This window comes from Devosia sp. (assembly GCF_041917035.1).
Taxonomy (GTDB): Bacteria; Pseudomonadota; Alphaproteobacteria; order Rhizobiales; family Devosiaceae; genus Devosia_A.
This window is the reverse complement of the sequence record NZ_JAYRYM010000031.1, coordinates 1-26,191: the sequence shown is the minus strand read 5'-3', so window position 1 is coordinate 26,191 and position 26,191 is coordinate 1. Positions and strand designations below refer to the sequence as shown.

Below are 26,191 nucleotides of genomic sequence, written 5' to 3'. Positions count from 1 at the left end.
ATGTTCGTACCGCTGTTCGTGCAGAACCTGCACGGGCAGACACCTCTCGTCGCCGGCTACATGGTGGCTCTGGTGGCCGTGGGCTGGAGTTCTGGATCGGTGGTCACCTCAAGCTGGAGCGGAGGGCACGCCCGGGCGGTGATGATCCTCGGTCCGATCCTGCAGGTCGCTGCAATACTCGGCCTGGCGTTGTTTCTGGGGCGCCGTAACCTCGAGGGCGATCTGCTGCCGCTCATTCCGATCGGCGTGGCGCTGGTACTGCTTGGCCTTGGAATCGGCATTTCCTGGCCGCACGTCTCGGCGCGGCTGCTGCAGGCCGCGCCCGCGGGTGAGAGAGACCTCACGACGGCCTCGATCTCCATGGTGCAACTCTTTGCCTCGGGTCTGGGGGCGGCGATTGCGGGAGTCATTGTCAATGCGGCCGGGTTGGCGTCGCACCCGTCGGTCGACGCGACGATCGCTGCATCGAACTGGCTGTTCGGATTGTTCGTGGTGGTTCCGCTGTCGGCGATCCCGATATTGTGGTGGATCGGCAGGCAAACCTCGCCCGCCATTCTCGAGCATCCGGCGCAGTAGGACCACTACACGGTCTTCAGCCACCCCCCGTCGACAAAATAGGTCGAGCCGGTCGAATAGCTGGCCTTGTCCGAACACAGGAAGACGAAAAAGTTCGCCAGTTCCTCGGGGGTGGCGAAGCGCTTCATGCCACCCGCCTCGTTCGCAACGCCCTGGAGGTGGGCCTCCCAGCCGTCCTCGCCTGCGATCTGCTTGGCGGTCTTGATCCAGTCGGGCGTGAGAATGAGGCCGGGATTGATGGTGTTGACCCTGATGTTTTCGCCCACCACCTCGTTGGCGAGGGTCTTGGAGAACATCATCAGGGCGGCCTTGGTGGTGTTGTAGATCGGCTCGTACCACAGCGGCTGCACCGCACAGATCGAAGCATTGTGGATGATGGCGCCGCCGCCATGCGCCTTCATCTGCGGCACCAGCCCGCGGCCGAGCCGGACGGCGGCCATGACGTGCAGGTCCCAGTAGTACTGCCACTTGGCGTCGTCGGCCTCGGCAATGGTCTCGTTGGAGCCCGTGCCGGCATTGTTGATGAGGATATCGGCCCCGCCCATCCCCTGCGCAGCGGCGATCACCGCGTCGCAGCCGGCGGCGGTGGCGACGTCGGCCGCAACGCCCAGTGCCCTGACGCCGAACTGCTTGGCGATGCGCGCTGCCTCGGCCTCGACCCGCGCCCTGCCGCGTGCCGTCAGCAGTACGTTGGCGCCCTCCGCGGCAAAGCCTTCGGCGACCGCCAGCCCGATGCCGACGCTGCCGCCGGTGATGACGGCGAGTTTGGACTTGAGACCGAGATCCATGTCAGGCGTCCATCAATATCTGCAGCTTCACATCCGTCGGTCGAGCTTCCACGGCGCGGTCGAAGGCCTTGATCGAATCCTCGAAGCTGAAGGTCTCCGAAATCAGCGGCTTCAGGTCGACGCGGCCCGAGGCCATCAGCGCGATGGCGCGCTCGTACTGGTGGGCGTAGCGGAACACCGAGGCGATGGCGACCTCCTTGACCGACAGCGAGGCGATGTCGAAGTTCACCGGCTCGACCGGCAGGCCGACGATGACGATGGTGCCACCGGGACGCACCACGTCGACGATACCCTGCCAGGCGCGTGGGCTGCCGGAGCACTCGAACACCACGTCGGCGCCCCAGTTGTCGGTCAGCCGGTTGACCTCGGCCAGCAGGTTCGCGTCGCGGATGTTGACCGGGATGATCCCCTGGTAGCGCGCCGCGATATCGAGCTTGGGCTGCGCGAGGTCGGTGATGACCACCCGCGCGCAGCCTCCCGCCAGCGCCGCCAGCGCCACCATCGTACCGATCGGGCCGGCACCCATGACGATGGCAGTGTCGCCCGGCGTGATCTTCGCCTTGGTCGCCGCCTGCATGCCGACCGCGAACGGCTCGACCATGGCGCCTTCGGCAAAGCTGACATTGTCGGGCAGCCTGAAGGTGTAGTTGGCCGGGTGGACGACGTAGGGCGTCAGCACGCCGTGGATCGGCGGCGTCGCCCAGAAGGTCACCGCCGGGTCGATATTGTACATGCCGAGGCGGGCGGCCTTGCTGTCGGGATCGGGAACGCCCGGCTCCATGCAGACCCGGTCGCCCACCTTGAGGCTGGTGACCCCTGCCCCGATCTCGACAATGGTCCCCGCCGCCTCGTGCCCGAGCACCATCGGCGCGTTGACGACAAACGGTCCGATGCGTCCGTGGGTATAGTAGTGCACATCGGAACCGCACACGCCCACCGTGTGCAGCTTGATCTTGACCATGCCGGGACCGACATCCATCGGCAGTTCGATGTCGCGGAGGCTGAGTTCGTGCTTTCTTTCGAGCACGAGAGCACGCATCTTCGTCATGTCGCCTGGCCAAGTTCCTCGCCGACCTTGTAGTGATGTGTCGGCCCCATGGCACCCTCCTCCGGCGGCTTCATTGCCCCGGTCATGATGGCCACGGCGTCGGACATCGAATAATCCTTGGGGTTCACGACGGCAATGCGCTTGCCGAGCCGGTGGATGTGAATTCGGTCGGCGACCTCAAACACGTGCGGCATGTTGTGGCTGATCAGGATGATCGGAATACCGCGCGACCGGACATCCTGAATCAGTTCCAGCACGCGGCGCGATTCCTTGACGCCAAGCGCCGCCGTTGGCTCGTCGAGGATGATGATCTTCGAGCCGAACGCAGCGGCCCTCGCCACGGCGACGCCCTGCCGCTGGCCGCCGGAAAGCGTCTCGACGGCCTGGTTGATGTTCTGGATGGTCATCAGCCCCAGTTCGCTGAGCTTCTCGCGGGCGAACTTCTGCATGCCCGACCTGTCCATCAGGCGGAAGACCGTTCCCAGCATCCCCGGTTTGCGCAACTCGCGACCGAGAAACATGTTGTCGGCGATCGAGAGCGCCGGGCTGAGCGCAAGGTTCTGGTAGACCGTTTCGATGCCGGCCTTTCGGGCATCGTCCGGGGAGCGGAAGTTGACCGGCTTGCCTTCGATCTCGATGGTGCCGTGGTCCGGGATCACCGCGCCGCTGATGGCCTTGATGAGGGTGGACTTGCCCGCGCCGTTGTCGCCGATAACGGCGAGGATCTCGCCGGGGTTGAGGTCGAAATCGGCGCCGTTTAGGGCGACGACTGTGCCGTAGCGCTTGAACAGCCCGCGGGCCGTCAGGATCGGTTGAATTCCGCTCACTGCGATGCCCTCCTCAGCCACTGATCCAACGCCACGGCGATGATCACCAGCGTGCCCGCCGCGAACATCTGCCAGTAGTCGTCCACGCCGGCCAGCGACAGACCGGTATTGAAGACGCCCACGATGATGGCCCCCAGCACCGAGCCGACGATCGAGCCGCGCCCGCCGAACAACGACGTGCCCCCGATCACTACGGCCGTGATCGACCCCAGGTTGACCGTATCAAAGGCAATGGGCGAAACCGACCCGACGCGGCCGATGGCCACCCAGGCCGCAAACCCGCAGAGAAGGCCGGCGAAGGTATAGACCGATATCAGCGTCAGGTTGGTACGAATGCCCGACAGCCGGGCCGCATCCGGATCGTCTCCGATGGCATGGACGTGCCGGCCCCAGGCGGTGCGGTTCAGGATGTACCAGACAATGGCCGCAACCACGACGAGCGAGATGCTGCCATAGGTCAGCTTGGCGCCCCAGAGGCGGAACGACTCGCCGAACCACAGCAACTCGGGGGCCTTGGCCTCGATGTCGACGTTGCGGATAGACTCTGAGTGCGAATACCAGAGCTTCAGGGCGGAAAAGATCGACAATGTGCCCAGTGTCACGATGAAGGGCGGCAGCTTGATCAGCGCGACGAGGACGCCGTTCAGCCAGCCCATCAGCCCGGCGAAGAAGATGCCGACCGCGACCGCGATGGGCCACGGAATGCCCATGTTCACCGCCATGTTTCCCATGATCAGCGAAGCCACCACGAGGATCGCGCCCACGGACAGGTCGATGCCGGCGGTGAGGATCACCAGGGTCTGGGCTACTGCGACAAGGCCGGTTACCGTGACTTGCTGCAGCACCGTGGACAGGGCCCCCGGGCCAAGGAATCGGGGCGCAATAAGGCCGAAGACTGCAATGCTGACGATCAGCACAAGCGTCGGAATGGTGGTCGGGTTGTTCCTCAGGAACGACCGGAACAGCGCAAATAGGCTCCTGTCATCCCGCTCGAAGCTCGCGACCGACCTATCGGCATCCGCTAGCTTCGCCTCGAAGTCCGGAACGGCCTTTGCCGGTGCGTCGGTACTGGTCATGGTGCGCGCCTCTCCCCCGAAACGGCCGGCGCTTGCAGCGCTCTTGCCAGGATGCACGAAGGGCGACTGTACCGTCGCCCTTCGCTTGGTCAAGTTGGACCGGGAGTCCCAATCAGCCCCAGCAGAGCTCGGTGCCCTTGGTGGTGTCGATCGACGGCACGCCGTCGGCGGGCTGGTCGGTCACCAGGTTGACGCCGGTGTTGTAGAACGACAGGCCTTCGGTGACGGTCGGCTTGGTGCCGTCCTTTGCGAAAGCAACGATGGCCTCAATGCCCTTGGAGGCCATGAGCAGCGGATACTGCTGCGAGGTTGCACCGATCACACCGGACTTGACGCTGGCCACGCCCGGGCAACCGCCGTCAACCGAGACGATCAGAACGCCCTTTTCCTTGCCAGCCTTCTTCAGAGCCTGGAAAGCGCCTTCAGCCGCCGGTTCGTTGATCGTGTAGACCACGTTCATGTCGGGATTCTTGGCGAGCAGGTTCTCGACGGCGGTCACGCCGCCTTCCGGATTGGCGTTGCTCGTCTCGTGACCGATGACGCGCGGGTCGGTTTCCGAGCCCAGCACCTTGAGGTCGGGTACCTCGATGCCGAAGCCGACGAGGAAGCCGGTGTCGCGGGCGACGTCGACAGAGATGTTGTCCTTGTTGATGTCGAGCATGCCGATCTTGGCATCCTTGGCGGCGTCGCCAAGCTTGGCCTTCGCCCACTTGCCGATCAGCAGGCCGGCTTCGAAGTTGTCTGTGGCAAAGGTGATGTCCTGGGCCTCGGCATCGGCGAGCGGCGTATCGAGCGCGATGACCAGGATGCCAGCGGCGCGGGCATCCTTCAGGGCCGGACCGACCGAGTCGTTCGACGGGGTGATCAGGATACCCTTGGCCCCGGCTGCGACACAGTTCTCGATCGCGGTAATCTGCGGAGCAGCGTCACCGTCGGTGATGCCCGCATAGGCCTGGAAATCGAGTCCGGCCGACTTGGCGGCGGCCTCGGCACCTTCCTTCATCTTCACGAAGAAGGGGTTGGTGTTGTTCTTGGTGATCAGGCACGCAAGATCTGCCGCCATGACCGGCGCGGCAGAGACGGTGAGTGCGGCAACACCCAGGATCAGAAGTTTGCGCAGATGCTTCACGTATTGGTCCTCCCAAAATGGTTCAGGCCGGGCGCACCGGCCAGGTCGACGGACATGGGAGGCCGTTCGACACCCCTCCCCATGCGTCAGGGCTCCCATACACCGCAACTGGCCCGCCCTGTCAATAAGTTAATCCAGATGATTTATTAATTGACATGGCGGCGATCGGCGTGTGACTTTTGGTGCAGGGAGGGGTGTGAACCCCATGTAATCGATTGCAATTTCTGTTTCGGCGTGGCTTGACTGCCCGGTCTGGAAAGCGGTCGAATTATTGTTGAACGCAGTTTAGGGAAGGTCGGGGCCTTGGCCACCCGCGCCGTCAGCCAGCAGAGCAAGTCGTACCCCGGCGCCGCCAGCCGCGGCACCAATCAGTCCGGGGTGCGTCTCTACAACGAACGCCTCGTGCTGTCGCTGATCCGCAGCAATGGCGCCCTGCCCAAGGCTGATCTGGCCCGCATGACCGGTCTGTCACCGCAGACCATTTCGATCATCACCAACCAGCTCGATGCGGATGGGCTGCTGCTCAAGGGCAATCCGCTGCGCGGCAAGGTCGGGCAACCGCTCGTTCCCTATTCCCTCAATCCGGAAGGCGCGCTGAGCTTCGGGCTGAAGATCGGCCGGCGCTCCGTCGATCTGTACCTGATCAACTTCACCGGCAAGGTGCTCAAGCTCCTGCACAAGACCTACCCATACCCGACGCCGGACGGCATCAAGGAGTTTGCGCGGACCGGGATCGATGCACTCCTCGACGGCATCTCCCCGGCGCTGCGCGGCCGGATCGCCGGCCTCGGCATCGCTGCCCCCTACGAGATGTGGACCTGGCACGAGGAGATCGGCGCGCCGAAGTCGGAGATCGATGCCTGGCGCGACGTCGACATGCGCGCCATGATCGCCGAGATCTGCTCGTGGCCGGTCTATTTCGCCAACGACATCACCGCCGCCTGCGCCGCCGAACTGATGTTCGGGGCGGGGGACGAGTATATCGACTATCTCTATATCTTCATCGGCTCGTTCATCGGCGGTGGACTGGTACTCAACGGTCACCTGTTTCCCGGCCGCACCCAGAACGCGGGGGCACTGGGCTCCATGCCGGCCCAGTCCCCGCCAGCCGGCGCGAGTGGTCGGACGCCGCAACTGATGAACGTCGCCTCGATCTACGTTCTCGAGCGCAAGCTGCTGGCCCAGGGCAGGAACCCGGACGTGCTGTGGCAGTCTCCGGACGACTGGGGCGATCTCGGGCCGGTCCTGGACGAGTGGATCGATGAAGTTGCTCGCAGTCTTGCCTTCTCCATCGTTGCCGCCATCGCCGTCATCGACGTCGAGACGGTGGTTCTCGATGGCGCCTTCCCGACCCACGTGCGATCGCGCATCATCGAGCAGACCGAAAGGGCGCTTGCCGACGTCAACCGCCAGGGCCTGTCGAGGTTCCGGCTGGTTGCCGGCAGTATCGGCAATGCCGCTCGCGCCATGGGCGGTGCGTCATTGCCGCTTCTGGCCAATTTCACCCAGGACCGGGAAGTATTGTTTAAGGACAATGCCTAGAGCCGCTCGGATTTCTGCCTGCAGACCCCGCCCGCTCCCTCCGAAGTAACGACTTCGCAAAGCTTGGCAGGAATGGTGACGGGGTTTCACCTCGTTTGCCGGACCGATGCCCTACGACCGCACCATCAGAACTGGTCGGAGATTCACCCTGGCGGCGCTGGCCTCGGTGCTGGCGACCTTCGTGGTCACGACGGCGCTGCTCGCCGGCTTCCTGATCTGGACCGCCGTGCGCATCGACGAGGAAGCTCTGGAGCGCCAGCGCAGTCGGGTCATCCACGTCGTCGAAGCGCTGCTGGAGGCCCTGCCGCGCGAGCAGCAAAGCGTCGCGATCTGGGACGACGCGCTGCTCGCCATCCGCAATGCAGACCAGGCGTGGCTCGACATCAACGTCGGTCAGTGGGGTTTCTCCTACTACGGGCACGATGAGAGTCTCATCGTCCTGCCTGACAACACGATTGCCCACGCCTGGATCTCCGGTGTGACCAGAGCCGGCAGTGAGCTCACGCGACGCGCGCATGCTCTGGCTCCTCTCCTCGCCGATCTGCGCGAGCGCGCCGGCAGGGGTTATGCCGACGAGCCACCCTACCTGGCCGACTACGTGCTGCTGGATGGTCGACCGGCCATCGCCAGTGTCATTCCAGTCGTCTCCGACAGCGGCAGGCTGCATGACGAAGCGGGGACCGAACCGCTGCTGGTCAGCATTGTGTGGCTCGACCTCGATCTCGAACTCAGGCTCATGGACCAGTATCTGCTGGAGGTCGGACGTTTCACGGCGACGCAGTCACGTCCGCAATTGCCCATCCTGCCGGTAACGAATCGCTCCGGGCGAATCGTTGCCTTCTACGAGTGGCTGCCCTACCGACCCGGCGAGCAGCTGCTCTCGGCGGCCGCGCCCGGATTGGTCATCGCCGTGGTGATCTTCGGCCTGGTCCTCCTGCTGATGATGAGACGTCTGTGGCTCTCTTCCCGGGACCTGGAAGGCCGGCAACGTGAGGTGGAGCGCCAGGCCAGCGAGGATTCGCTGACCGGTCTGCCGAACCGCCAGAGTTTCGAAGCCCGCTTCGAGCGCCTGCTGGAGGGGGGCACCTCGGAGCGGCCCACCGCACTCATGATGCTCGATCTCGATCGGTTCAAGCAGGTCAACGACACCCTGGGACACAATGCCGGAGACGCCCTGATTGCCGCGGTCGGCCAGCGCCTGCGCAGCGTGTGCGAAGACTCCTCGGTCCTGGCTCGGCTCGGCGGCGACGAGTTCGCCATCTTGCACGAGAAGCATGACACTCCGGAAGACCTGCTCGCCCTTGCCCAGCGCATCATCGAGGCCATCGGCAGGCCATTTTCCATCGATGGCGTCGACGCCTTTGTCGGTGTCAGCATCGGTATTGTCATGGCCGGAACCGACGACCGCGATCGACGCGAACTGACCCGCAGGGCCGACATCGCGCTGTACGAGGCGAAGGCCGCCGGCCGCAACCGGGCCTGCTTCTACGAACCCTCGATGGATGTGGCCGTGCAGAGTCGTCACACCATCGAGGCCGAACTGCGCGAAGCCCTGGCGGACGACAGCCAGCTGTGGGTGGCCTACCAGCCGCTGCTCGGCCGGGACGCGTCGACGACGATCGGTGCCGAGGCCCTGATCCGCTGGACCCACCCTCGGCTAGGCTATGTCTCGCCGGCTAATTTCGTCCCTGTAGCGGAGGCATCTGGCCTCATCGAGGCACTGGGACAGTTCGTCCTGCGCAACGCTTGTGAACTGGGCGCGCGCTGGCCGGGACGGCTGATCGCGGTCAACATCTCACCGGCTCAACTGCGCAATCCGGGCTTTTCCGACAACCTGCTGGACCTGCTGAAGCAGACAGGCATGCGGGCCCGGGACCTCGAGATCGAGATCACCGAGGGCATCCTGCTCGACGACGAATCGGTTGCGGCCGCCGCCATAAGGCGGCTTCGCGCCGCGGGCGTCCGGATCGCGCTCGACGATTTCGGCACCGGCTACTCTTCGCTCAACTACCTCAAGCGCTACCCGGTCGACCGCATCAAGATCGATCGCAGCTTCATCTCGCAGTTGCCGCACTCGGCCTCGTCGGCCGCAATCGTCGAGGCAATGGTTCGTCTCGCCCATGCGCTGGGGATCATGGTCACCGCCGAGGGCGTGGAGACACCCGACCAGCATGGGCTGCTCGTCCGAATGGGCTGCGATACCTTCCAGGGCTTCTTGTTCTCGCCACCCCTGGCGGCCAGCGAGATCGCCTCCGTTTTTGCGGCAGTGCCAGACGCGCCGGCCCGCGTCGCCTGACACCGATCCCTTAACCAAGCCGGCTGATTCCACACGTCGGTAACCGGCGGTTGGGCCGATGCGGGCTAGCCTCGAGCCTCCAAGTCTCGGGGGCGTTTGCATGCATCGGAACTGGCGGTTTTCCTACAAGGTCCTGGTCCCGGTCCTGCTTGCCGTCGCGGTCACCTTCGGCACGGCGGCAGGGTTCATCCTGTGGTCGACTGGACGCAGCGACGAGCGGGCGCTGGAGCGGCAGACACGCCTGGTCAGCCACATGCTGGAGCGTGCCCATACCGACATCTCGGACCAGCAGCAGGACGTCACTGGCTGGGACGAGGCGGTGGCAGCGCTGGGTGACGGTCCGGACCTCGAATGGATCGAAGAGAACCTCGGCGCCAACGCCTTCGCCGACTACGGGCACAATCGCATCTATGTGCTCGACCCGGACCTGCAGCCGATCTACGCGATGCGCGACGGCGGCGGCGTCCCCGCCCAGACATTCGAACCAGATCGCGCCAGCATTGCTCCTGTGTTGGACAGGCTGCGCGGCATCGATGCCTCCGCCGCCATCGCCTCCTACAATAACGGCTTCGGAGAGATACCCGGCGTCACCGATTTCGGGCTCGTCGGCGATCGGCCCGCCCTCGTCAGTGCGGTTCCAATCCTCTCCGAGAGCGACGACTTCACGGTGGCTCCCGGACAAGCGTTCTTTCACGTTGCCGTGCGCTTTCTCGATGACGCGCTGGCCGCGGAGCTGACCGAGCAGTTCATGCTCGAGAAGGCCCGCTTCTCCGCGTCCCCGGACACGGCGGCGGGCGAGGCCGTGCTTCCCATCCGAGACAGCTCGGGCACGGCGGTCGCCTGGTTCAAGTGGATGCCGGAACAACCCGGGCGCGAGATGCTCGCCGACACCATCCCTGCCCTGCTCGCTGTGCTGGCCGCAGCCGGCGTGGTCATCGCCTTCCTGCTTCGCCGGCTGCAGCGCTCATCCGCCGAACTCGAGGAGGCCCGGGCCGCAGCGCACCATCGCGCGCTGCACGATCCACTGACCGGCCTCGCCAATCGCAGCCTGTTCCAGGAGCGGCTGACCCAGGCGCTCGAAGGCCTGAGCCGCGGCGGCGACCCGATCGCGCTGCTGGCGCTCGACCTCGACCGGTTCAAGCAGGTCAATGACACGCTCGGGCACGAGGCGGGCGATCAACTGCTGAGGCTGGTCTCGGAGCGACTCAGGGCGCTGCTGCGCGATACCGACACCCTGGCGCGGCTCGGCGGGGACGAGTTCATCATCCTGCAGACGGCGCTGCGTACGGTGGCCGAAGCACGGGCCCTCTCGGAGCGCATCATCTCGCGGATCTCGGAGCCCTACCCGCTGGCCGGACAGGAAGTGCGCATCGGCGTCAGTATCGGTGTCGCCATCGCGAGGGATGCCGGGCGCGACGGTCTCGATCTGCCCGCCCGCGCCGACTTTGCGCTGTATCAGGCCAAGGAGGCCGGTCGCAACCAGGTGAAGCTCTACGACGAACTGCCGGACCGCCGCGCGGTCGAGGCGGCCGCCTGAACCGGCGGCAAGGGCCGCAGGTATCTTGCTGATTGCCGGAGCCGGAGTGAACCCGAAGACGCGCGCCGCAGCCATTGGCGGTGCCGGTTTCCCTTGACCTCTCCCCGACGAGAAGAGACGTTGCCACCAACCCGAGCCCGGCAATGAAATGATGACACCCGAACTGCTCACCCGCATGATCAAGGCCGGCACCGGCGAGGCCCCCGCCGACGTGGTCATCAAGAATGTGCGGCTGCTGGACGTCATTACCGGCACGGTGACACACACCGATATCGCCATCGTCGCGGATCGCATCGTAGGCACTTACGGCTACTACCACGGCGCCCGGCTGATCGAGGGCGACAACCGCTTTGCGGTGCCGGGCTTCATCGACACGCACCTGCACATCGAGTCCTCGCTGGTCACGCCCTTCGAGTTCGATCGCTGTGTGCTGCCGCATGGCGTCACGACCGTGATCTGCGATCCGCACGAGATCGCCAACGTGCTGGGCGCAGAAGGCATCCGCTACTTCCTCGAGTGCGCCGAGCGCACGGTGATGGACGTCAAGGTCAACCTCTCGTCATGCGTCCCGGCGACACCGCACGAGACGTCCGGCGCTCGCCTCGAAATCGCCGACCTCGAGAAGTTCCGCCACCACAAGCACGTCATCGGCCTGGCCGAGATGATGAACTTTCCCGGTGTCCTCGCCGGCGATCCTGGCATCGTTGCCAAGCTCGTGTCGTTTCAGGGTGGCCATATCGACGGACATGCGCCGTTGCTCACCGACCTCGCCCTGAATGGCTACCTGGCCGCCGGCATCCGCACCGATCACGAGGCGACCACCGCCGTCGAGGCGCGGGAAAAGCTCAGCAAGGGCATGGCTATCCTGATCCGCGAGGGGTCGGTGAGCAAGGACCTCGAGGCCCTCGCCGAAATCCTCGACGCCAACACCTCGGCCTTCGTGGCGCTGTGCACCGACGACCGGAACCCGCTCGACATCCTCGAGGAGGGGCATCTCGATAGTTCCATCCGCAGGCTGATCGCCCGGGGTCGGCCGCTGCACCACGTCTACCGCGCGGCCTCGCACTCCGCCGCGCGCATCTTCGGGCTCAAGGACCGCGGGCTGGTCGCGCCCGGCTATCGGGCGGACATCGTGCTGGTCGACAGCCTCGAGCAGTGTGCCGTGAGCGAAGTGGTCAGCGCCGGTCGACTGGTGCGGCCGGAGCTCTTCGAGGCCCGCCCGCCGGTCGCTCCCGTCGGTCTCGCCTCGATGAAGGCGAAGCGTGTCCACCCCACCACTTTCATGGTTCCGGCCAACCCACAGCGCAACGAAACGCCGGTCATCGCAGTGCGCGCGGGGCTCATCCTCACCTACCGCGAGACGGCCACGCTCGAGATCAGCGAACGCGGCGTGCTACCCGACCTCGACGCCGACATCATCAAGATCGCGGTGATCGAGCGGCACGGCATCAACGGCAATGTGGCACTCAGCTTCGCAAAGGGCTTCGGGCTCAAGCGGGGCGCGATCGCCTCGTCGGTGGGTCATGACAGCCACAACATCACGGTGGTCGGAGCGACGGACGAGGACATGGCGGCGGCCGTGAACCGGCTGATTGATCTGGGCGGCGGTTTCGTCGTTTCCGACGGTGGCCGCGCGATTGCCGAACTGGCCCTGCCGATCGCGGGACTGATGAGCCTATTGAGCTTCGAGGCGGTTGCCGACAAGCTGCACAAGCTGCGCGACGCGGCTTACGGGCTCGGGTGCACGCTGCCCGAGCCCTTCCTGCAGGTGGCCTTCCTCGCCTTGCCGGTGATCCCGCATCTGAAGCTGACCGACAAGGGCCTCTTCGACGTGGACAAGTTCGCGTTCGTGCAATGAGCCTGTCCAGCCGCTTCGTCGCCGATCTCTACAAGTTGCCCAAGCGCAGGTGCGGCGTCATCAGGACGCGGCGCATCATGGTGCCGATGCGGGACGGAGTGGAACTGGCCACCGAGCACTTCGCCCCGAAACTACCTGGCAAGCATCCGACGATCCTGATGCGCGAGCCCTATGGACTCTCGGGCTTTGCAACCATCGGCGAAGTCTATGCCGAACGGGGCTATCACGTCGTGCTGCAGGCGTGCCGCGGCACGGACAAGTCCGGGGGCGTGTTCGATCCGTTCGGCCATGAACGCGACGATGGCCTCGACACCATCGAGTGGGTCAAGCGGCAGCCCTGGTTCGACGGGCGGCTTGGCACTTCGGGCCCGAGCTACCTCGGCTACGCCCAATGGGCCATCTGCGACGCCCTGCCCCGCCATTCGGCCATGGCCGTCAAGGTGACCAGCGCCGAGTTCCGGTCAGTGGTCTTTCCAGGCGGAACGCTCGCCGTCGGCCTGTGGTTGAGCTGGCTGCAGACCATCGAGGGCCTGCGCGGCAATCCGCTGCGGACCGCGCAGCGGATGTTCACCGGCGGCATCGATCGCGCGACGTTGCGGGCCACCATGAAGCTGCCGCTGCGAGATGCAGACAAGCGGGTCACCGGGGCCAAGGTGCCGTTCTGGCGCCGCTGGATGGACGAGGCGGTCGGCAGCGACACGTTCTGGCAGCCGCTCGATCACACCCACCGCATCGGTGACCGCACTCCGCCGACCAGTTTCGTCTCAGGCTGGTATGACTTCATGCTGGACCAGTTGCTGCGCGACTATGCCATGCTGGTCGACGCAGGCCAGACGCCGCAACTGACCATCGGCCCGTGGTTCCACGTCAGTCCCGACCTGCAGAAGGAGAGCGTTCGACAGACGCTCAGCTGGATGGACGAGAAACTGCTCGGCGAACCGTCCGACGTGCGGTCCCGCCCGGTGCGGCTGCACGTCTCGGGCGTCGCCGAATGGTACGAGTTCGAGGCCTACCCGCCGGGTGCGCCCGATGTCCAGATCTGGCACGTCCACCCCGACGGGGTGCTGTCGCAACGGCCCGTCCGTGCCTCACCACCCGACACCTACCGCTACGATCCGCGCGATCCGACGCCCGCCGTCGGCGGCGCGATGTTCGCCTTCGTCGGTGCCGGGCCGGTCGATCAGGCGCCGCTCGAACGACGCGACGACGTGCTGGTCTATACCTCGGAGCCGCTGTTCAATCCGGTCACGGTCATCGGGCAGGTGCGGGCAACGATCTACGCCCGCTCCAGCCTGACCAATACCGATGTCTTCGTGCGGCTGTGCGATGTCGACGAGAACGGGGTTTCGATCAACATCTGCGACGGCATCGTACGCAAGACGTCAGCCGATCCGGCGGTGCCCGACGACATCTGGAAGCTCAACATCCGGCTGCATGCCACCGCTCACTGCTTCCGTCGCAACCACCGGCTGCGGCTTGTCGTCGCCTCCGGCCAGCATCCGCGATACGCGAGGAACACCGGGACCGACGAACCACTCGGCGATGCAACTCAGTTGGTGGCAGCCGATGTCGAGATCTTCCACGACCCGCAGCACCCCAGCACCATTCACCTGCCGGTCTTCGAGATCGATGCGGCGAGCCGCCTTCAGTCGTAGAACCCCGCTGCCCGGCACTCGGCAATCGTGAGCGTATCGAGATCGACCGAGGCAAGCGCTGCATCCATGCCATCGGCATGCTCCGCCCAGAAGCTGGCCGGGTCGCCGACAATGGTACCCGGGGGAGGCTCCTCGGGCGGATTGGAGGCGAGCGACTGCGACTGGCGGAAGCGCAGGGCATCGCATTGACGATCGACCCGCGCCGCGTCGGCAGGGGACAGTTCGACACCGCGGATGCTCGCCTGTGCCAGGCCTGGAGTGGTCGCTACGGCGAGTAGCAGGACGGTCAGCAGAATTCGCATGGTCGACTCCCCAACGCAGCTATGAGTTTGCGGCCGCCTTGGCGCGTTCGCGCGCCGCGTGCAGGATCGGTTCGGTGTAGCCAGAGGGCTGCGTTGCGCCCAACAGAGCCAGATCGAGGGCCGCCGCGAAGGCGAACGACGTATCGAAACGTCCGGCCATAGGGTGATAGAGCGGATCGCCGGCATTCTGTCCATCGACCACTACCGCCATCTTCTCGAAAGCCGCTCGCACCTCGGCCTCGCTGACGAGGCCGTGCTTCAGCCAGTTCGCCACCGCCTGCGACGAGATACGACAGGTGGCGCGGTCCTCCATCAGGCCGACATCGTTGATGTCGGGCACCTTTGAGCAACCGACGCCCTCATCGACCCAGCGCACCACGTAGCCGAGAATGCCCTGGGCGTTGTTCTCCAGTTCACGGGAGATTTCCGCCTTGCTCAGCTTGCTCGCATCGAGCACCGGCATCGAGAACAGTTCCCCGAGCCCCGGCGTCGCCTGGTTGTGGCGTCGCTTCTGCGCCGCGAAGACATCGACCTGGTGGTAGTGCAGTGCATGCAGCGTCGCCGCGGTCGGCGACGGCACCCAGGCGGTGTTGGCGCCCGCATTGGGGTGGCCGATCTTGGCCTTGAGCATCGCCGCCATGTCGTCGGGCCTGGCCCACATGCCCTTGCCGATCTGCGCGCGGCCCGAGAACCCGGCGGCAAGGCCGATCAGCACGTTGCGGTCCTCGTAGGACTGGATCCACCTCTCCGCCTTCACGTCGTCCTTGCGGAGCACGGGGCCCGCCAGCATCGAGGTGTGGATCTCGTCCCCGGTGCGGTCGAGAAAGCCGGTGTTGATGAAGAAGACGCGCCGGCGCGCCGCATGAATACAGGCCTTGAGATTGGCCGAGGTGCGACGCTCCTCGTCCATGATGCCGATCTTGATGGTATCCGGCGCGAGACCGAGCATGGCCTCGACCGCGCCGAAGACCTCGCAGGCAAACGCGACTTCATCCGGCCCGTGCATCTTGGGCTTGACGATGTAGATGGCGCCGGTGGTGGAATTCACCTTGTCGGAGAGCGCACAGAGCACCGTGATGGCGGCATCCATCAGGCCTTCGCCGATGGGGTTGCCGTCCGCATCCAGCACCGCCCGCGTCGTCATCAGGTGGCCGACATTGCGGACGAGCAACAGCGCCCTGCCCTTGAGCGTCAGCGGCTGGCCGTCGACGCCCCTGTAGGTGCGGTCCGGTTGGAGCCTGCGGGTGACGGTCTTGCCGGCCTTCTCGAAGGTGTCCTCGAGGGTGCCGTTCATCAACCCGAGCCAGTTGCGATAGACTCCGACCTTGTCCTCGGCATCGACGGCCGCCACGGAATCCTCACAATCCTGAATGGTCGTCAGCGCCGCCTCGACGATGATATCGGCAAGGTGGGCCGGATGGTCTTTTCCCACCGGATGAGCGGGATCGATCACCAGTTCGACATTGAGGCCGTGGTGCCTAAGCAGGATGGCGAGGTGGCCGCGATCATCCGCCTGTCCCGCAAGCTGACCGGGATCGGCGAGGGCCGCCTGCCCGTCGAGCGTGTCGACGACCAGTGTCCCGCGGTTGGAGACCGAGTAGCCGGTCGCCTCGCGATGGCTGCCGCGCGCCAGGGGAAAGGCCTGGTCGAGAAACGCCGCCGCGGCCGCAAAAACCGCCGCCCCGCGCCTGGGATTGTAGCCCCGGCCTGGTGCCAGCTCGCCGTCGCGCGAAATCGCGTCGGTGCCGTAGAGCGCATCGTAGAGGCTGCCCCAGCGGGCGTTCGCGGCGTTCAGCGCGTAGCGGGCGTTCGACACCGGGACGACGAGCTGCGGGCCGCAGATCGAGCTGATCTCGGGATCGAGCCCGGTGGTCTCGATGGTGAAGTCCGCAGGCTCTGGCACCAGGTATCCGATCTGGCGGAGGAAGGCCTCATAGCCGGCGGGATCGTTCGCCACCGGGCCGTTGGCCTTGTGCCAGTCGTCGATCTGGCCCTGCATCCGATCGCGGATGGCGAGGAGTTCGCGGTTGCGCGGCACGAAGTCGCGCACGAGGCGAGCGAACCCGCCCCAGAACTGTGCTGCCCCAATGCCGGTTCCCGGCAGGGCCTCGCGCTCGACGAAATCAGCAATCAGGCCGTCGACCCTGAGGCCGCTCCGCTCAACGTAACTCATTTCGATCCCTGTCAAAAAGCTCCGGCGGACCTGCGCCCGCCGGAGGATCAGTGCTCGAACCCTAGCGCCCGCGATGGGCGACGGGAAGCCCGGAATGCCGGGTCGGCGCCTAGAACTGCGCTGTTTCGGTGGAGTGCTCCATCGCCGTCGTGGCGCTCTTGCCGCCGCTGACCGCCATCGCGACCGCGTCGAAGTACGACGTCCCCACCTCGCGCTGGTGGCGGATGGCGGTGAAGCCCTGCGCCTCGGCGGCGAACTCCTTCTGCTGCAGGCGGGAATAGGCGGCCATGCCCTCATCCTTGTAGCCGCGCGCCAGTTCGAACGTCGTGAGGCTCAGGTTGTGGAAGCCGGCCAGCGTGATGAACTGGTACTTGTAGCCCATGGCTCCCAGTTCGCGCTGGAACTTCGCCATGTCCGCCTCGCCCATGTGCTTGGCCCAGTTGAACGACGGCGAGCAGTTATAGGCCAGCATCTGGTCCGGATGCTCCTTGCGGATCGCCTCGGCGAAGCGCCTGGCGTCATCGAGGCTGGGATTGGAGGTCTCGCACCAGATGAGGTCGGCATAGGGCGCGTAAGCGAGGCCGCGGGCGATGGCGCACTCGAAGCCGCCGTTGAGCACATAGAAGCCCTCCTCGGTCCGCTCGCCGGTAACGAACGGGGCGTCGTACTCGTCGATGTCCGAGGTGATCAGCCGCGCCGCCTCGGCGTCGGTGCGCGCCATGATCAGCGTCGGAACCCCCATCACATCTGCCGCGAGCCGCGCCGAATTGAGCGTGCGCACGAAGGTCCGGGTGGGAACCAGCACCTTGCCGCCAAGGTGACCGCACTTCTTCTCGGATGCCAGCTGGTCCTCGAAATGCACGGCGGCCGCGCCGGCTTCGATCATGGCCTTCATCAGCTCGAAGACATTGAGAGCACCGCCGAATCCCGCCTCGGCGTCGGCGATGATCGGCACGTACCAGTCCGTCCGCGCGGTGCTGGCGCCGCTCAGGCGCTCCATGGTCTCGATCTGGTCGGCGCGCTGCAGGGCCTTGTTGATGCGGCGAACCACCGAAGGAACGCTGTCGACCGGGTACAGGCTCTGGTCGGGATACATGTTGCCCGAGGAGTTGGCGTCGGCCGCGACCTGCCAGCCGCTCAGGTAGATGGCCTTGAGGCCGGCCTTGACCTGCTGCACCGCCTGGTTGCCGGTGAAGGTCCCGAGGGTCGGCACGAAGTCTTCCGTATGCAGCAACTCCCAAAGACGGTGCGCGCCGTTCTCGGCAAGCGTGTGCTGGATCGGCAGCGAGCCGGCCAGTTGCTGCACGTCCTCGTAGGTGTAGTCCCGGCTGATGTTCTGCCAGCGATCGGGAGCCCAGCTCGGCGTCGGGAAGGGCGTGGGCATGGGGCGGTTGGCGTTGCGGTCGAGCATGATCTGTATCCTCCCTGGGAACGGCTCAGTGGGTGCGGGCGAAGGTGGCGGCAACCATCTGGGCGCCGGCGAACAAAGGCTCGTGGCCAAGCGTGAACTGCTGGCGCCGGGCCGGCCCCACGATCACATAGCCGGCCTCGGCGAGGCGGCGCTCCTGGAACTGCGCCATGACCTCCTCGATGGTGTTGGCGACGATGGTCAACGTGTCGGTGGCCTGGGTGGTATATGCGGTCATTTGTCATGTCCTCCGTTGGTGTAAAGATTTGACAATTGACGCCTGGAAGCAAGATATAACCGATGCGAGCGCGGAAACGCTGTAAATCTCGGCAAACCGGTCGTTGTGAAGTTGTAAAGCCCTGTAAAGGAAGAGGCCGATGGAAGAGCCCCAAGTCGGCGGGAAAGTGCGACGCCTGCGGCGCCAGCGACACCTCGCGCAGGCCGACCTCGCCGAGGCCGTCGGCATCTCGGCAAGCTACCTCAACCTCATCGAGCACAATCGTCGCAAGGTGACGGTACCGCTGCTGTTCAAGCTCGCCGGCTACTTCGGACTGGAACCGGGCGAACTGGTCGAGAGCGACGAGACCCAGATCGCCGGCGACCTGATGGAGGCCTTCAGCGACGAACTCTTCGCCGACGACGACATCACCAACCAGGAAATCCGCGACCTCGCCTTTTCAAACCCGGTCGCCGCCCGCGCCGTGCTGCGCCTGTTCGATCGCTACCGTCAGCTGGCGCGGGCCCCGGCCGAGTCAGGCGCAACGGTCGCGGACGAGGAGCCCACCCATCCAGCCACCGAGGCGGTGTCCGATTTCGTCCAGGAGAACGCCAACTACTTCCCCGACCTCGAGGCTGCTGCGGAGCGTGTTCGGGGAGAAATCGACTTGCCCGGCGAGGGCTTCGAGGCCGGACTACGCAGCTACCTGCGCAACATCCTCGGCATCGAGTGGGAGTTGGCCTCGCTGCCGCACCACATGGCCCGCCGCCTGACATCCGACGGCCTGACCCTGCAGGTTTCCGATATCCTGCCCCCCGAGACTGCCGTCTTCAACGTCGTGCACTTCCTCGCCTCGCGCGTCGCGGTGACCGAGATGGACGCCATCATCGCTGCCTCGCGCCTGCCCCAGGCCGACGCGCCGGTGCTTGTCCGCAATGTCCTTGCCTCGTATTTCGCCGCCGCCGTGGTGATGCCCTACCAGCCCTTCCTGGCTGCGGCGCGGGAGAACCGCTACGACGTCGAGCGGCTCGCCCGCCGCTTCGGCGCGAGCTTCGAGCAGGTCTGCCACCGGCTGACGACGCTGCAGCGGCCCGGCGCGCAAGGCATCCCGCTGCACCTCGTGCGCACCGACATCGCCGGCAACATCTCCAAGCGCTTCTCACTCTCGGGGATCTCGATCCCGCGTCATTCCGGCGCCTGCCCGCGCTGGAACGTCTACTCGGCCTTCCTCCGCCCCGGCGAGATCAATGTGCAAATCTCGCAGACGCCGGACGGGGAGACCTATTTCTGCATCGCCCGCAGCCTCACCAAGGGCGACTATCGCCACAACGCGCCGCGCCGGCATTTCTCGATCGGACTCGGCTGCCGGCTCGAACGCGCCCGCGAGATGGTCTATTCCGACGGCATCGACCTTGCCAACGTCACCCAGGTGGTTCCGGTCGGCACCGGCTGCCGCATCTGCCCGCGGCTCGACTGCGGGCAACGCGCCCACCCGCCCGCCAACCACCGCTTCCAGCTCGACCCGGCAAGCCGCGCCGACAGCATCTACTCGAGGATGGGATGAGGGCAATTCCGCCCAGCTTGCGGTGCGCGGGGTCGGCGATCCGGACCTTGACCCCTTACGCGCCGAGCCGGCTCTTCAGCCCCTGCCCCTTGACGTAGGTCTCGACCACCGCCCGGTCGTCGCCGCAGGTCTGGAGCAGAAACAGCTCCTGCTCGAGCGTATCGACGGTTTCCATCCTGAGCCTCATCTGCGGGGTCGAGGCGGCATCGAGCACGACCATGTCGGCTTCCATTCCGGGGGCGAGGGAACCGATCCGGTGGTCGAGGCTCATCGCCCGGGCATTGCCCAGCGTCAGGTGATAGAACGAGCGTAGCGGCGTCAGCCGCTGGCCCCTGAGTTGCATCACCTTGTAGCCCTCGTCCATGGTCCTCAGCATCGAGTAGGAGCTGCCACCGCCGACATCGGTGGCCGTCGCGATGCGCACTCCCTGGCCGTGCAGCCGCTCGTAGTCGAACAGGCCCGAACCGATGAACAGGTTGGAAGTGGGGCAGAACACGGCCACACTTCGGGTGTCCGCCAGGACCTCGGTTTCGCGGTGGCTCAGATGGATGCAATGGCCGAGCAGCGTCTTGGGGCCGAGAAGGTGGAACCTCTCGTAGATGCCGACATAGTCGCCGTAGTTGGGGAAGAGCTCATTGGCGAAGGCGATCTCGGCGAGGTTCTCGCTGACATGCGTCTGGATGTGGACGTCCGGGAATTCGCGCGCCAAAGCCTCGGCCATGGCCATCTGCTCGTGCGTCGAAGTGATGGCGAAACGCGGCGTGATCGCATAGTGCGCGCGGCCCCTGCCGTGCCACTTCGCGATGCCGGCCCGGGTATCGTCATAACCCGATTGCGGTGTGTCGCGCAGCGCCTCGGGCGCGTTGCGATCCATCATCACCTTGCCGCCGACCATCAGCATGTCGCGCCTGGCGGCCTCCGAAAAGAACGCATCCACCGATTGCGGGTGGACCGAGCAATAGGCGGCAGCGGTAGTGGTGCCGTGCCGGATCAACTCGTCGAAGAAGCGCGAGGCGATGCGGGTGGCGTGTGCCTCGTTGCCAAACTTCTGCTCCTCGACGAAGGTGTAGGTGTTGAGCCACTCGAGCAGCGCCCCGGCATAGGCGCCGATCACCTGCATCTGCGGGAAGTGGATGTGCGGGTCGATGAAACCGGGCAGGATCAGGTGCGGCCGGTGATCGATGATCTCGTGCCCGGCTGTGCGGGCGGTATCGAAATCCTCGACCGAGACGATCACCCCGTCACTGCCGACGGTGATCGCCCCATCCTCGATCCAGCGGTAGGACGAGGTATCGTCCCGTCCCTGCGGCTCGTCAAGGAAGGTCAGGACCCGCCCGCGGAGCACCTTCATCGCGCGCTTCCGTCACGGTACCATGCGACCAGCATCGCCCGCTCCTCATCGGTCATCTCGGTCACGTTGCCGGGCGGCATGGCGTGGCTGTAGCCGGCCTGCATGGCGACCTGCACGGCGTGGTTGGCGATGGCGACGGGATTATCGAGGATGACATTCCTGGGCGCCTGAGAAACCCCCTCCCACACCGGCTCGGCGGTGTGGCACATCGAGCACCGCGACAGCACCGTGTCGGCCACCGCCTCGAAATGCGGGCTCTGCATGAAGGCCTGCGACGAGGGCGCCGCCACCGTGTCTGCACCACCGGCGAGCTTGGGGCCGCTCGACAGCCAGGCGATCAGGAAAAAGATCGAAATCGCGAAGGCCCAAGTCCAGTAGGGCTGTCCCTTGCGGGCGTGACGGGTGTTGAAAAAATGACGGATCAGCACGCCTTCAAGGAAGATCAACGCCGCGATCAGCCAGTTCCACTGCGTCGCGAAGGCGAGCGGGTAGTGGCTCGACAGCATGAAGAAGATCACGGGCAGCGTGAGGTAGTTGTTGTGCAGCGAACGCTGCTTGGCGATCTTGCCGTACTTGGCGGCCGGCACGCGCCCAGCCTTGAGGTCCGCGACCACGATCTTCTGGTTCGGGATGATGATCATGAAGACGTTGGCGCTCATGATCGTCGCGGTGAAAGCGCCCATGTGCAGCATCGCGGCGCGACCGGTGAACAGCTGCGTGTAGGCCCAGGCCATGGCGACGAGGATCACGAACAAGACGCCCATCAGGCCGTAGGTCGAGTTGCCGAGCGGCGACTTGCACAGCGTGTCGTAGAGCAGCCAGCCGAGCCCGATCGAGGCCATCGAGATCAGGATCGCGCCCCATTGCGGCACATCGAGCACGTTGCGATCGATCAGGTAGAGATCGGCCCCGACATAGTAGACGACCACCAGGAGCGAGAAGCCGCTGAGCCAGGTGGCGTAGCTCTCCCACTTGAACCAGGTGAGATGCTCAGGGAGGAAGTCGGGCGCAACGAGGTACTTCTGGATGTGGTAGAAGCCACCGCCATGCACCTGCCATTCCTCGCCATGCGCCAGAGGCGGCAGGCTCGGCGTCTTGCGCAACCCGAGGTCGAGGGCGATGAAGTAGAAGCTCGAGCCGATCCAGGCGATGGCCGTGATCACGTGCGTCCAGCGCACCGCAAAGCTCAGCCACTCCCAGAAGATCGCATAGTCGGTCATTCGGCTTCCCTCTGGCGACTGGCGTCGCGGCCCCCTCATCCGCCAACCCGGAGCGAGAAAGGGGCGGGCCTCGGCCCGCCCCTCCACGCATGGATCGCTTTACGCGGCGCTTTCGACGCCCTTGACGAACCAGTCGATGACGGCGAGCTGGTCCAGCGTCATCGTCTCGCCCTCGGCGACCTTGAGGTTGCCGTCCTGGTCGTAGATCGGGCCGGTGAAGATGTCGAACGTGCCATCCTTGTAGCCGGCCTGGACCTTGTCCGCCTCGGAGGCGACGTCCGCAGGGACGTTCTTGTTGTACGGCGACATCACGACGGTACCGTCGACCATCCCGTCCCACATGTTCTCGGACTTCCAGGTGCCCTCGAGCAACGCCTTGGCGCGGGCGATGTAGTGCGGCCCCCAGATATCCTCGATGGCGGTGAGGTGGGCGTTCGGCGCAAAGCTCGACATATCGGCGCCCTGGCCGAAGCCGTAGAGCCCGCGCTGCTCGAGGATCTGCAGGGCCGCCGGGGAGTCGGTGTGCGTGGTGACGATGTCGGCACCCAGGTTCAGCAGCGTCTCGGTGGCGGCGGCCTCCTTCGGCGGATCGAACCAGCTGTCGATGAACACCAGCTTGAGCTTGGCGTCGGGGTTCTTCTTCTGGGCTGCGAGCAGGAACGAGTTCACGCCGAGCACCACCTCGGGCACCTTGTAGGAGCCGAGATAGCCGAGCGTGCCGGTCTTGCTCATCATGCCGGCGATCGTGCCCAGCACGGCACGGCCCTCGTGGAAGCGGGAATTGTAGACCGACACGTTGTCGGCGAGCTTGAAGCCGGTGCAGTGCTCGAACTTCACGTCCGGGAACTCGGAGGCGACCTGGATGGTCTGGTCCATGTAGCCGTAGGACGTGGTGAAGATCAGCTTGCAGCCCTGCTGGGCGAGGTCGCGCATCACCGGGATGGCCGACGCGTCTTCGGCGACATTCTCGACATAGACGGTCTCGACCTGGCCGCCGAGTTCGGCCTCGAGCGCCTCGCGGCCCTTGTTGTGGGCCCAGGTCCAGCCATAGTCACCGATCGGGCCGAGGAACACGAAACCGATCTTGAGCTTCTCCTGGGCGAAGGCCCTGCCGGCCAGCGGCAGGGCGGCAGCGGCCGCCCCGGCCGTAGCCATGAAGTGACGGCGATTGAGTCTTGCCATGAACGTCTCCTGTTACGTGATTGGCGTTTTTCTAGGTTGCGGGGAGGAAGGGCTTGCCTAGGCAAGCAGGCGCGTTGAGCCCGACCCGATCCCGCATCGAGATCAGGGTGAGGACGACAACGGTCATCAGGTAGGGCATGGCGGCCCAGAACTGGCTGGGAAGGATGGAGACCCCTGCAGCCTTGGCGAACAGCTCGAGATAGACGAGGACGCCGAAGAAATAGGCGCCAACCAGGAGGCGCGGCGCCCTCCAGGCGGCGAAGACCACCAGCGCCAGCGCGATCCAGCCGCGCCCGGCGGTCATTCGCTCGGCCCACATCGGGGTGATCACCAGCGAGAAATAGGCGCCGCCTATGCCGGCCATGGCACCACCGAAGGCGATGGCTGCGTAGCGCACGCCGATGACCGAATAGCCGATCGAGTGCGCGCTGAGGTCGTTCTCCCCGACGGCGCGGAGGATCAGGCCGGCCCGCGTCGACTTGAGGAACCAGGCGACCAGCGCCACCATGACAAAGGCGAAGTAGACAATCGGGGAATAGCCGAAGACCACCTTCCAGATCGCATCGCGCGCCAGTTCGGGCGGAAAGATCGAGCCGAACGGGGCGACGATGCGGCCCACGAAGGCGGTACCGATCAGCGAGCTGACCCCGGTGCCGAAGATCGTCAGGGCCAGCCCGGTCGCCACCTGGTTGGAGTTGAGCGCGAGCACCAGGAACCCGAAGATCAGCGAGGAGGCGGCACCGGCGATGGCGGCGGCCGCCATGCCGAGCCATGGGCTGCCGGTGAACACCGTCGTCGCGAAGCCGGCGATGGCACCGATCAGCATCATGCCCTCGACACCAAGATTGAGCACACCGGCCTTCTCGGCCACCAGCTCGCCCAGCCCGGCGAGGAGGATCGGCGTCGAGATGCCGACGATGGTCATGATGGCGAGGATGAAGAACTCGGGTGTGAACATCCCCGTTACTCCCCTGCCGCCATGCCGGGTTTCGGCGCCGGCACGAAGCGGATGCGGTGCCGCACCAGCACGTCGCTGGCGAGGATGAAGAACAGCATCAGCGCCTGGAAGATTCCCGCCGTGGCATTGGGATCTTCACCGTTGTCTGCGCCACTTGCCCGCCGACATAGGTGATGGCCAGCACAATCCCGGCGATCAGCACCCCGATCGGATGCAGCCGGCCAAGGAACGCCACGATGATGGCGGTGAACCCGTAGCCCGACGGGAAGCCGAGATTGATGGCCTTGAGCGCGCCGGCGAACTCGAGCGCACCGGCGAGTCCGGCCATGGCGCCGCCGATCAGCATCGAGAGCCACACCGTCTGGTCGCTGTCGAAGCCACCATGCCGCGCCGCATTGGGGGCCGAACCGACCACCCGGATCTGGTAGCCGAACACGGAGCGCGCCGTCACCAGCCAGAAGACGAAGGGCAACACCAGCGCAATGGCGACGCCGAGGTGCACGGTGGTGCCGGGAATGAGGATCGGCAGGGTCTGTTCGGGCTGCAGTGGCGCGGTGGCCGGGAAGTTCCGGCCATTGGGATCCTTCCACGGGCCGCCGACGAGGTAGCTCAGCAGCTGCACGGCGACATAGGTGAGCATCAGGCTTGAGAGGATCTCGTTGACGCCGAATCGCGTCTTGAGTCCCGCCGGCACACTGGCCCAGGCGGTGCCGCCGGCCATGCCGGCGAGCAGCATGATCAGGATGATGATCGGCCCGCCCGCGGTCCCGGCGGCGATGCCGATGCCGGCCGCGCACAGCGCCCCGACGATGTACTGCCCCTCGGCACCGATGTTCCACACATTGGCGCGATTGCCGATCGACAGTCCCAGGGCGATGATGATGAGCGGAGCGGCCTTCACCGCCACGTCCTGCCACTTGTAGCTGAGCAGGATCGGCGACACGAAGATGTCGATCACGGCCCGGAAGCCGTCGATGCCGAGCAGGTCGAAGACGACGACGCCGATCGCCATGGTGAGCAGCACCGAGGCGATCGGAGTGACCACCAGCATCCACCGGCTGGGCGCGGGCCGCTTCTCGAGCTTAACCTGCAATCGCCGCCTCCCGCGCCGGGACCTGCGCCTGGTCCCCGTGAATGCCGCCCATCAGGAGGCCGATCTCGTGCACGTCGGCCTCGGCGACCTGCATCGCGCGCGACAGCCGCCCCTCGTTGATCACCGCAAGCGTGTCGCACAGCGACAGCAGTTCATCGAGATCCTGGCTGATCACCACGATGGCGGAGCCTGCTGCCGCGAGGTCGACGATCGACTGGTGAATGGCCGCGGCAGCTCCGGCATCGACGCCCCAGGTCGGCTGGCTGACCACCAGAACGGACGGCTTCTGCAGGATTTCCCGCCCCATGATGTATTTCTGCAGGTTCCCGCCGGAGAGCGAGCCGGCCATCGACGACGGCCCCTGCGCCTTGACGGAGAAGGAGGCAATCAC

General features: G+C 65.6%; 20 protein-coding genes and 2 pseudogenes. 7 read left to right on the top strand and 15 right to left on the bottom strand.

What is annotated here, in order from left to right; translation table 11 throughout:
- A pseudogene (locus ACE3TU_RS05755) lies at window positions 1-576 on the top strand (MFS transporter); the annotation flags it as partial.
- A 5-nt stretch (window positions 577-581) separates the two neighbouring features.
- Here ACE3TU_RS05755 and ACE3TU_RS05750 read toward each other — a convergent pair.
- The 5 genes from ACE3TU_RS05750 to ACE3TU_RS05730 form a co-directional block, all read right to left on the bottom strand.
- Window positions 582-1,364 (bottom strand): SDR family NAD(P)-dependent oxidoreductase, encoded by a 783-nt coding sequence (locus ACE3TU_RS05750; RefSeq protein WP_374621393.1) that lies wholly within the window; start codon window positions 1,362-1,364, stop codon window positions 582-584.
- A 1-nt stretch (window position 1,365) separates the two neighbouring features.
- Window positions 1,366-2,412: an NAD(P)-dependent alcohol dehydrogenase gene (locus ACE3TU_RS05745; RefSeq protein WP_374621391.1), complete on the bottom strand. Its 1,047-nt coding sequence runs from the start codon at window positions 2,410-2,412 to the stop codon at window positions 1,366-1,368.
- On the bottom strand, window positions 2,409-3,239 hold the full coding sequence (locus tag ACE3TU_RS05740; protein WP_374621389.1) for an ATP-binding cassette domain-containing protein: 831 nt from the start codon (window positions 3,237-3,239) through the stop codon (window positions 2,409-2,411). The genes ACE3TU_RS05745 and ACE3TU_RS05740 overlap by 4 nt, the downstream gene beginning before the upstream one ends.
- Entirely contained in the window at window positions 3,236-4,315 is a 1,080-nt protein-coding gene (locus tag ACE3TU_RS05735) for an ABC transporter permease (RefSeq protein WP_374621387.1), read from the bottom strand. The genes ACE3TU_RS05740 and ACE3TU_RS05735 overlap by 4 nt, the downstream gene beginning before the upstream one ends.
- 112 nt (window positions 4,316-4,427) lie before the next feature.
- Window positions 4,428-5,378, bottom strand: a complete 951-nt coding sequence (locus tag ACE3TU_RS05730) for a substrate-binding domain-containing protein (RefSeq protein ID WP_374621396.1) — start codon at window positions 5,376-5,378, stop codon at window positions 4,428-4,430.
- Window positions 5,379-5,747: 369 nt separating this feature from the next.
- On the opposite strand from ACE3TU_RS05730, the gene ACE3TU_RS05725 reads away from it, so the two are divergent.
- The 5 genes from ACE3TU_RS05725 (at window position 5,748) to ACE3TU_RS05705 (ending at window position 14,332) form a co-directional block, all read left to right on the top strand.
- Entirely contained in the window at window positions 5,748-6,986 is a 1,239-nt protein-coding gene (locus ACE3TU_RS05725; protein WP_374621385.1) for an ROK family transcriptional regulator, read from the top strand.
- Window positions 6,987-7,092: 106 nt separating this feature from the next.
- Window positions 7,093-9,282, top strand: a complete 2,190-nt coding sequence (locus tag ACE3TU_RS05720) for a putative bifunctional diguanylate cyclase/phosphodiesterase (protein ID WP_374621383.1) — start codon at window positions 7,093-7,095, stop codon at window positions 9,280-9,282.
- A gap of 100 nt (window positions 9,283-9,382) precedes the next feature.
- The gene (locus ACE3TU_RS05715) at window positions 9,383-10,819 is read left to right on the top strand and encodes a diguanylate cyclase domain-containing protein (RefSeq protein WP_374621381.1); all 1,437 of its coding nucleotides are present in this window, start codon (window positions 9,383-9,385) and stop codon (window positions 10,817-10,819) included.
- 148 nt (window positions 10,820-10,967) lie between these two features.
- Window positions 10,968-12,677 (top strand): adenine deaminase, encoded by a 1,710-nt coding sequence (ade, locus tag ACE3TU_RS05710; protein ID WP_374621379.1) that lies wholly within the window; start codon window positions 10,968-10,970, stop codon window positions 12,675-12,677.
- Window positions 12,674-14,332, top strand: coding sequence for a CocE/NonD family hydrolase (locus ACE3TU_RS05705; RefSeq protein WP_374621377.1), 1,659 nt, complete (start codon window positions 12,674-12,676; stop codon window positions 14,330-14,332). The genes ade and ACE3TU_RS05705 overlap by 4 nt, the downstream gene beginning before the upstream one ends.
- Here the strand turns inward: ACE3TU_RS05705 and ACE3TU_RS05700 are convergent.
- The 4 genes from ACE3TU_RS05700 to ACE3TU_RS05685 all read right to left on the bottom strand — a co-directional run bounded on the left by ACE3TU_RS05700 (window position 14,323) and on the right by ACE3TU_RS05685 (window position 18,453).
- Window positions 14,323-14,634: a hypothetical protein gene (locus ACE3TU_RS05700; protein WP_374621374.1), complete on the bottom strand. Its 312-nt coding sequence runs from the start codon at window positions 14,632-14,634 to the stop codon at window positions 14,323-14,325. The two genes, ACE3TU_RS05705 and ACE3TU_RS05700, sit on opposite strands and share 10 nt — an antisense overlap.
- 19 nt (window positions 14,635-14,653) lie before the next feature.
- On the bottom strand, window positions 14,654-16,807 hold the full coding sequence (locus ACE3TU_RS05695; RefSeq protein WP_374621372.1) for a malate synthase G: 2,154 nt from the start codon (window positions 16,805-16,807) through the stop codon (window positions 14,654-14,656).
- A 109-nt stretch (window positions 16,808-16,916) separates the two neighbouring features.
- Window positions 16,917-18,218: an isocitrate lyase gene (aceA, locus tag ACE3TU_RS05690; protein WP_374621369.1), complete on the bottom strand. Its 1,302-nt coding sequence runs from the start codon at window positions 18,216-18,218 to the stop codon at window positions 16,917-16,919.
- Between the two features lie 25 nt (window positions 18,219-18,243).
- On the bottom strand, window positions 18,244-18,453 hold the full coding sequence (locus ACE3TU_RS05685; protein WP_374621366.1) for a hypothetical protein: 210 nt from the start codon (window positions 18,451-18,453) through the stop codon (window positions 18,244-18,246).
- Window positions 18,454-18,592: 139 nt separating this feature from the next.
- Between ACE3TU_RS05685 and ACE3TU_RS05680 the strand changes: the two genes are divergently transcribed.
- Window positions 18,593-19,996: a short-chain fatty acyl-CoA regulator family protein gene (locus ACE3TU_RS05680; RefSeq protein ID WP_374621364.1), complete on the top strand. Its 1,404-nt coding sequence runs from the start codon at window positions 18,593-18,595 to the stop codon at window positions 19,994-19,996.
- A gap of 55 nt (window positions 19,997-20,051) precedes the next feature.
- On the opposite strand, the gene guaD is transcribed toward ACE3TU_RS05680, so the two are convergent.
- The 6 genes and pseudogenes from guaD to ACE3TU_RS05650 form a co-directional block, all read right to left on the bottom strand.
- Window positions 20,052-21,347, bottom strand: coding sequence for a guanine deaminase (gene guaD, locus ACE3TU_RS05675; protein WP_374621361.1), 1,296 nt, complete (start codon window positions 21,345-21,347; stop codon window positions 20,052-20,054).
- Window positions 21,344-22,567 (bottom strand): urate hydroxylase PuuD, encoded by a 1,224-nt coding sequence (locus tag ACE3TU_RS05670; protein WP_374621358.1) that lies wholly within the window; start codon window positions 22,565-22,567, stop codon window positions 21,344-21,346. Before ACE3TU_RS05670 ends, guaD begins: the two co-directional genes overlap by 4 nt.
- 99 nt (window positions 22,568-22,666) lie before the next feature.
- The gene (locus ACE3TU_RS05665; protein WP_374621356.1) at window positions 22,667-23,749 is read right to left on the bottom strand and encodes a BMP family ABC transporter substrate-binding protein; all 1,083 of its coding nucleotides are present in this window, start codon (window positions 23,747-23,749) and stop codon (window positions 22,667-22,669) included.
- A gap of 31 nt (window positions 23,750-23,780) precedes the next feature.
- Window positions 23,781-24,707, bottom strand: a complete 927-nt coding sequence (locus ACE3TU_RS05660; protein ID WP_374621354.1) for an ABC transporter permease — start codon at window positions 24,705-24,707, stop codon at window positions 23,781-23,783.
- Between the two features lie 97 nt (window positions 24,708-24,804).
- On the bottom strand, window positions 24,805-25,800 hold the full coding sequence (locus ACE3TU_RS05655; RefSeq protein WP_374621351.1) for an ABC transporter permease: 996 nt from the start codon (window positions 25,798-25,800) through the stop codon (window positions 24,805-24,807).
- Window positions 25,790-26,191: pseudogene (locus tag ACE3TU_RS05650) on the bottom strand (ABC transporter ATP-binding protein); the annotation flags it as partial. The pseudogene ACE3TU_RS05650 and the gene ACE3TU_RS05655, both read right to left, overlap by 11 nt.

Excerpts from the sequence above, each read along its gene's own strand:
- ACE3TU_RS05695 (WP_374621372.1), bottom strand. The coding sequence starts at position 16,807 with ATGAGTTACGTTGAGCGGAGCGGCCTCAGGGTCGACGGCCTGATTGCT.
- ACE3TU_RS05735 (WP_374621387.1), bottom strand. The coding sequence starts at position 4,315 with ATGACCAGTACCGACGCACCGGCAAAGGCCGTTCCGGACTTCGAGGCG.
- ACE3TU_RS05665 (WP_374621356.1), bottom strand. The coding sequence starts at position 23,749 with ATGGCAAGACTCAATCGCCGTCACTTCATGGCTACGGCCGGGGCGGCC.
- ACE3TU_RS05700 (WP_374621374.1), bottom strand. The coding sequence starts at position 14,634 with ATGCGAATTCTGCTGACCGTCCTGCTACTCGCCGTAGCGACCACTCCA.
- ACE3TU_RS05745 (WP_374621391.1), bottom strand. The coding sequence starts at position 2,412 with ATGACGAAGATGCGTGCTCTCGTGCTCGAAAGAAAGCACGAACTCAGC.
- ACE3TU_RS05670 (WP_374621358.1), bottom strand. The coding sequence starts at position 22,567 with ATGACCGACTATGCGATCTTCTGGGAGTGGCTGAGCTTTGCGGTGCGC.
- ACE3TU_RS05660 (WP_374621354.1), bottom strand. The coding sequence starts at position 24,707 with ATGTTCACACCCGAGTTCTTCATCCTCGCCATCATGACCATCGTCGGC.
- aceA (WP_374621369.1), bottom strand. The coding sequence starts at position 18,218 with ATGCTCGACCGCAACGCCAACCGCCCCATGCCCACGCCCTTCCCGACG.
- guaD (WP_374621361.1), bottom strand. The coding sequence starts at position 21,347 with ATGAAGGTGCTCCGCGGGCGGGTCCTGACCTTCCTTGACGAGCCGCAG.
- ACE3TU_RS05680 (WP_374621364.1), top strand. The coding sequence starts at position 18,593 with ATGGAAGAGCCCCAAGTCGGCGGGAAAGTGCGACGCCTGCGGCGCCAG.
- ACE3TU_RS05750 (WP_374621393.1), bottom strand. The coding sequence starts at position 1,364 with ATGGATCTCGGTCTCAAGTCCAAACTCGCCGTCATCACCGGCGGCAGC.
- ACE3TU_RS05730 (WP_374621396.1), bottom strand. The coding sequence starts at position 5,378 with ATGGCGGCAGATCTTGCGTGCCTGATCACCAAGAACAACACCAACCCC.
- ACE3TU_RS05705 (WP_374621377.1), top strand. The coding sequence starts at position 12,674 with ATGAGCCTGTCCAGCCGCTTCGTCGCCGATCTCTACAAGTTGCCCAAG.
- ACE3TU_RS05685 (WP_374621366.1), bottom strand. The coding sequence starts at position 18,453 with ATGACCGCATATACCACCCAGGCCACCGACACGTTGACCATCGTCGCC.
- ade (WP_374621379.1), top strand. The coding sequence starts at position 10,968 with ATGATGACACCCGAACTGCTCACCCGCATGATCAAGGCCGGCACCGGC.
- ACE3TU_RS05715 (WP_374621381.1), top strand. The coding sequence starts at position 9,383 with ATGCATCGGAACTGGCGGTTTTCCTACAAGGTCCTGGTCCCGGTCCTG.
- ACE3TU_RS05720 (WP_374621383.1), top strand. The coding sequence starts at position 7,093 with ATGCCCTACGACCGCACCATCAGAACTGGTCGGAGATTCACCCTGGCG.